This is a genomic window from Moorena sp. SIO3H5 (assembly GCF_010692395.1).
In the GTDB taxonomy this organism is placed as follows: Bacteria; Cyanobacteriota; Cyanobacteriia; order Cyanobacteriales; family Coleofasciculaceae; genus Moorena.
In genome coordinates, this window is record NZ_JAAHHS010000405.1 from 1 (window position 1) to 6,636 (window position 6,636).

The window sequence follows — 6,636 nt, forward strand, 5'->3', positions numbered from 1 at the left end:
TCTCATTACCCATTACTAATTACCCATTACCCATTATCCTATCCCAGAAAGGAACGGTTCTGGATGTCCATGTTCAGGAATACAATCGATTTCGATCTGGAATGTCCCTTCAAATCCAGTGTCTTGCACTTGAAATTCCCAGGCACCATCCACTTCTTTCATCTTATCAGCGGGATTGACGGTAAAATCTGGCTGAGCAAATTTTTCATCGGTATAGAGGTAGAGTTCTATGGGTGTCTTGGCAATCAGAACCTGAATATAGTATTGTTTGCGGAAGATGACATTGTCAGAGAAACCAAGACCTAACAAATCCCGCTCACCGACGTAAAAGTCCAGCCGTAAGACCATGTCTTTCTCTTGTGCTGGGATACTCTCATCCTCTAGAATTGATATGGTATTCAGGTAGCCTTCCCAGATCAGATTTTTGCCATCAGCCCAACCAAATGCTGGGTTTTCGTCGGTCAAATCCTCTTTAATAAACGGACCATAGCAGTTTTCCGCAGCCTCACTCTGGTGGAACAGTTCAAAATCCAGCAGACGGGGTTTAATGGATACTCCCATAAAGAACTCACTTTTGCCAAACCAATCCTTACCCCGAGTGATTTGGCCGTTGACAAAACGTAAACGCGATCGCACATTCCCAAATAAAAAGCGCGTTGCTACTTCAAATGCTTCCCGGGAAGTAATCACGGAGTCGAAACCACCGTGGGATTTGTGGATAAAGGTACGGGGTGCCCCAGGAATTTGGGCAGAGAATTGCTTAACTAAGCCATCACTACGGTTATAGTTAGAACCAAACTCATATCTCGGGGAGAAAACGCGGTTGAGAAAGGAGGCTTGTCGCAAATTGTAAGACTTATAGTTGGTGCCAACAATAGTTAAAAGTCGTTCTAAGGGAAAGTGTTTCTCAAAATTTTGGAACGAATAGGGGTTGTTGAGCTTAGTTTGATTTTTTAGATTAAAGCGCTCTAATTCTTCTTGAGCACCTAGTTCTCCCCCAAACCCCAGCCAATCTTCTAAAATTTGGAAGGTAATGCCTTGGTGAGGAGTGCCCAAAGTGATAATTTTATTAATGTAGTCTTCAGCCTTAAGACCAAGGCTGGGATAGGTGACTTGAACTGCTTCACGAGCGATTAACCCACCCATAGAATGGGCGATGATGTTAACCTTAGGTTTAACACCTGCTTGATTTGCGGTTAGTTCACGAATTAAGTAGATCAGACGCACCAATGCATTACCATAGGTGTCAAATTTACGCTCTTTTAGGTCATAGTAGCGAAATACCCAAATGGAGCGCCAAGGCTCTTTGATAGACTCCAAAAAGTATTCTGATATCTCTGGGTTTATGACTACTTTATCCCCTGAAAAAAATCTTTTTTGTTCAGTTTTGTCTGGATAGTTTAAAGTATAGGTTTCTTCTTTTAGGCGCTTAAATTTATCGAAAATACCATTATCTTTTAACCACTGAAGTGATGATGGCAGGGGTTTGCCATCCTGGAGCATTTTCTGCAAAGAGTTTAGTTTCCGAGGCAGGGCTGGTTCATCTTCAATCTCCCGACTACTAAAGGTCACGACGTTAGTGGCATCCTGGTATTGCCAGTCTGACTTGAGAAAACTCAGGATTAATCCTTCATAAATCTGATTTGTTCCCTTTTTGTGTTCATAGACGGTGCCTTGGTTAAAGCCCTGATAGGTTAAGCGCTGTTCCTCTTCAATATTGAGACCGCCAAACCCACGAATTAGGATAATTGGTAAATGAGTACGGGTAGGTACAGACATTGTCATCTCCTATTGTATCTGGAATGTTAATTCATCGATCTTAGCTGCTGATTTATCTATAGACCATCAGTGTTTTTCGTCAATTAAAAATTGATAATTGAAAATTCCCTCAGTTTGACATAACCAACTATCCTCCGATTCAGGAGCTTCGAGTCAGGAGCTTGGAGTCAGACTAATTAATTTTTAAGTAAGTTTGAGGAGAAATTGGTTTATGTATCCACTGCTTAGCCTTTCAATCAACAGGTAGGACAAAGTCAATCATTTCCTGATGGACATTAAAATAGAGTGATTTTTTTTTATCATAAACTACTTGTGATAATAGTTGTGATTACATTAGCATCGCTCAAGAATAAAGTTTTACACTAGCTGTTGTAGCTATGAAACAACTGAAAAAAATCTTGATTGTGCTCTATATACTTTGCTTGTCTGTGTTCTATGGTGATGATGCCTATGCCCACGCTCGCCATCCCAGGTTGTCACCCCGTGAGGCGCTACCCGCAATGGCATTGGCAAGAGGCATGGATGCTAAAGTTGACTACAAAAACTTAGGTGCGCTTTCCGCATTAAGAATTAAATTCGCCACGAGTCGCACCTGATGTTGTTTGCGGCAGGTCATGGCTGGGTCAGGGTCGTAATTAAAGGTGAAACGGACTCGATGCATAAGTTTACTGCCATTGGCTTTGGCAGATTTTCGGTCAATCAACCAGCCCAAAACCACTCGCGCTTTACATCAACATACTGAATACTATCCAATTTAAATGAGGAACAGCTAATGACAATGCCGTAGATGATAGAATTAAATAAATGAAAATGAGGATGAAAAACATCCACAATGGCAAAAGACGTTTTCCATCAACAGGTTAAAAATGCTTTGATCAAAGACGGATGGAATATCACTCATGATCCTCTCACGATTCGGATTGGCGAGGCAGTCAAATTACAAATTGATTTAGCGGCAGAAATCGCAATCGCAGCTGAACGAGATTCCGACAAAATTGCAGTAGAAATCAAAAGCTTTATTGGCGACTCAGATATCAGCACATTTCATACGGCGTTAGGGCAATATCTTAACTATTGTCAGGCTCTTGAAGAACTTGAAGCAGAGCGAATTGTTTATTTGGCTATTCCTTATGAAACTTATCAAGATTTTTTTAAGCTTTCTTTCATCCAACGCGCTCTGACACGTTACCAAGTCAAGTTGATGATTTACGATCCAAAATTGGAGGAGATTAAGCAATGGATAAAATAGAGCAATATCGGCAATTTGTAAAGCATATTTTAACTGAACACTCCCAAATAGCAACCCCTACTGATAGGGATACGGTCAAAGCCGAGCTAATATTTGATAGGGAACACGACCATTATCAATTGGCTTATGTGGGTTGGCAAGGAGATAAGCGGGTATTTGGTCCTGTGATGCACTTTGATATTATTGATGGCAAAATCTGGATTCAATATAACGGGACTGAAGACTCGGTTGCTGAGAGGTTGGTGGAAATGGGTGTGCCCACTTCTGATATCGTTTTAGGTTTTCATTCCGCTTTTAAGCGCCAATTTACCCGTTATGCAGTTGGTTAAAACAATGATATCTTGTTGAGCGGTGTGGGACTTTATTACGTGCAAGGGCTGCTCGTGGTTGACTGACAAAAGTTTACAGACAGCGATCGCCTGATTGACAGACCAAACTGCTAAAACCATTAATTTTACCTAGGGAGCGGTTGAGGGGTAGCGAAACTCAACAAAACCCTTGCCAGGGTTTGGTTTCACTATGTTCAACCTAACCTACGAAGCAAAATTTGTCAGTCAACCAGGTTCTATGGTGATTAGTCCTATGCTGATTAGGCCATCCCAGGTTATCAAGCAGGGTAAGCTGATCTAACTTCGTATTACAAACTACAGATAAAAGTTTTTTTATAGTGTTTTTTACCTAAAATCTGCTGAGTTAATGTCAATAAGTGCCCTACATTATCAATAATACCGAAATGATTGATAATGTGATTTGATAAATCTGAAAAATCCTAATGGCAATCACAACGGTTTATTCTTTCTTGCTCAAAATAGGTTGGAAGTTCAGGGATTGAATAGAACAAATGTACTGATTTTGACCTCAACTTTTTCCAATTTTAAGAAAAATTGGTTTAATTAGATTTTTTATAGTTACAATTTATACCAAATTACATTAGCTTCCCCTAGTTACTATATTGATGCAAGAAGTATAATAGTTGACTATAGAGACCGGTAGAGTTTAAAATGATAAAAAGCTATTTTCATAGTAACTCTAGCTTCTCATGCAACTTTACCCTTGTTGACTCAAAACCTTCCAGCACCAAGAGTGCTCCGGCAGAAACTTAAAGATATCGATAGACCTTCGATTGTCGGTAGCGATTCGGGCTTTGTCAACCCTAGGCGAACACCAACGAATCCTAGTCCGAATGTGGGCATAAGCTGAGGTTTTAAAGATGCGCTTATTGTAGGCTTTCGAGCATTTATGTCAAGCAGTCAGGGTTTTATATCATTTGATACCTATCTTCATTTTATAGACAATCTTGCTTCTCATAAAACGTGAGTTCGATAAAACCATTAATTTTGGGCTGTTCAAAAAAATAATGGGCTTTTCGCTCCCACTCACGTTAATCAAGCTCTAAAAGGTGAAGGCTTAAAAGTTATTGCTAAAACTTGAATAGGCATATCCAATGAATATAATTTTTGAGATAATACAGCAAATACAAACTTAAATTGTGGATACCATCAAGATAAATGAGTTAGTAAAAGTGATATGGTAAAGAAATATAGTCAGCTTGCGGATTTAGAAGCTCTTACTTTAACTGTTCATGATCAAACTGTCCGGGCTTATCTGGAAGAATCTATTGCTTCTTATTCTGTAGGAGCTTATCGATCTGCCATTGTGTCTATTTGGACTGCTGTGGTTTATGACCTCTACCAAAAGGTGCGATACCTGGATGAACAGTATGGTGACAAAGCAGCAAAAATTTGCATCGAAAGCATTGATAAAATTCGTAAATCTCCCGACAAGAAGCAGGTTAGTACTTGGGAAAGAACAATTTTAAAAGATGGCTATGAAAAAATTAAAATGTTTACCTTAACTGAGTATGAGCATCTTGAGAGGATTCAGCAAGATCGACACCGCTGCGCTCATCCTGTATTAGATAGTGATGGTTTTCTATTTCAGCCATCACCTGAATTGACTCGTTCACACATTAGGACGGCAGTGGATGTTTTATTCAGTCAACCTGCTATTATTGGTAAGGCAGCTATACATGCATTAGAGCGTGATGTTGAAACTAGTGTTTATTTCCCAAATAAGTTAGAAGATGTACGTAAAGCCTTAAAAAATCGACATATATTATTCACATCAAACAAGTATCGAGTAAACCTATTCAAATTTTGTTTAAAAAAGATTTTATATCTTGAGCTCAATAACCCAGAATTTATTAATAGATATATTTTAGTATTTAATGTACTACTTGATGAAGATCGAGGTAATTTCGAGTCAATTGATAGGGAGGTCATAGTCCGCATTTTTGACAAGGCGAAAGAAGAGAGGTATAAGTTTATAGTAGAACTATTTAATATAGCAGAAAGTTTATGGAATGATTCTCCAGACTATTTTAAAGGAAAATTCAAAACTTTTATTAAAGAAAGTGCAACAAATGAGGAGAAAGTTCGTGTTTTAATCTTACCTGAATTAGAAGAGGAGTTATCAAAAGATTTAGAATCATTGTCTGTTGATAAAGAACAGTATAAGCACTTGATCAGCTTAATAGTTGGTTTAAACACTGATAGAATAAAAAGAATAGAAAAATTTATTAAACAAATCATAAGACATAATATAGATTTATATTGCCAATCAAATAGCTGGGAGCAAGGTAAAATTAATGCTAAATATTTCATTGTACCAATAATAAATTTACTTAAAGAGGATGATATTAATTATCTACTAGAACAAGCAGTGATCCAACAAGAAGATAATAGACATGATCAATTAAGTCGCACCACTGATCTAATGATTAACCTATTTGATGAAACAATTAATGAATTACCTGATACTATAAAATCATGGGAAAATTTTATAGCAAAAAAACGATATAAAAATTGGAAAAACCTAGAAGAACTTGATCAAAAAATTGCTAATTACTATTCCTCACCTTTTTGACAAACTCTGACTAAGAATTGGGTTATTTTATAAGGCTTATAGCGTTTACACAATAATTATCAAAATTGGAAAGAGCTGTTCTGAAGCAGTTAAGGAAGGTGGTGGGGTTCAGGGTAAGCGCAAGAAAAAATGTCCATAATGTGCATTGATTAGATATCGGTTGATCATGGCTAGAAATCCCTATAATCTCCTAGAACTTTATTCCCAAGAGGGTTAAGTTGTTGAGAATGACGCGGTTTTTTTCTCAATAAATATAGGCTTATTGATTCTGGTGCTTACCGTGGGCTGTCAAGACGCATATAACGGGATTGCGAGTCTATCTCAAACTGAAAATCTGGCAACATTTATTGACACTCCCCATAGCTAGAAGCTAGGGGATTCTCGGTTCAACGAGTCAACTTGCTCAACCAGGTCGGAACCAAGAAGAGTAGAGGTCGATTCTCCCCGAGCGTTTTGGAAAGTTCCCGTGTGCCCCACGGTACTTAAGGCTCTAGTTAGGATGTTTTTGGCGGCATTATGGTCGCGGTCTAACCGGCACCCACATTTGCAGACATGGGTTCTAGTTGACAATGACTTCTTGACTACTTCGCCGCAACTAGAGCAATTTTGGCTTGTATAGGCAGGGTTAACTGCAACAGTTATTCTGCCAAACTTTTGACCAAAATACTCTAGCCATTCTCGGA

General features: G+C 38.5%; 6 protein-coding genes. 4 read left to right on the plus strand and 2 right to left on the minus strand.

All coding sequences use genetic code 11. From position 1 onward, the window contains the following. Nucleotides 1–33: 33 nt before the first annotated feature. Nucleotides 34–1,779, minus strand: coding sequence for a hypothetical protein (locus F6K52_RS29565; protein WP_293087181.1), 1,746 nt, complete (start codon nucleotides 1,777–1,779; stop codon nucleotides 34–36). Nucleotides 1,780–2,177: 398 nt separating this feature from the next. On the opposite strand from F6K52_RS29565, the gene F6K52_RS29570 reads away from it, so the two are divergent. The 4 genes from F6K52_RS29570 (at nucleotide 2,178) to F6K52_RS29585 (ending at nucleotide 5,953) form a co-directional block, all read left to right on the plus strand. Beyond that, on the plus strand, nucleotides 2,178–2,375 hold the full coding sequence (locus F6K52_RS29570) for a hypothetical protein (RefSeq protein ID WP_293087185.1): 198 nt from the start codon (nucleotides 2,178–2,180) through the stop codon (nucleotides 2,373–2,375). Nucleotides 2,376–2,611: 236 nt separating this feature from the next. Continuing rightward, nucleotides 2,612–3,028, plus strand: coding sequence for a XisH family protein (locus F6K52_RS29575; protein WP_293087189.1), 417 nt, complete (start codon nucleotides 2,612–2,614; stop codon nucleotides 3,026–3,028). Further along, nucleotides 3,016–3,357 carry a XisI protein gene (locus F6K52_RS29580; RefSeq protein ID WP_293087194.1) on the plus strand — a complete coding sequence of 114 codons (342 nt, stop codon included), beginning with the start codon at nucleotides 3,016–3,018 and terminating at the stop codon, nucleotides 3,355–3,357. Before F6K52_RS29575 ends, F6K52_RS29580 begins: the two co-directional genes overlap by 13 nt. A gap of 1,198 nt (nucleotides 3,358–4,555) precedes the next feature. Beyond that, nucleotides 4,556–5,953 (plus strand): hypothetical protein, encoded by a 1,398-nt coding sequence (locus tag F6K52_RS29585; protein WP_293087196.1) that lies wholly within the window; start codon nucleotides 4,556–4,558, stop codon nucleotides 5,951–5,953. 363 nt (nucleotides 5,954–6,316) lie between these two features. On the opposite strand, the gene F6K52_RS29590 is transcribed toward F6K52_RS29585, so the two are convergent. Continuing rightward, a partial coding sequence (locus F6K52_RS29590) for a transposase (protein ID WP_293087199.1) occupies nucleotides 6,317–6,636 on the minus strand: 320 nt, incomplete at its 5' end.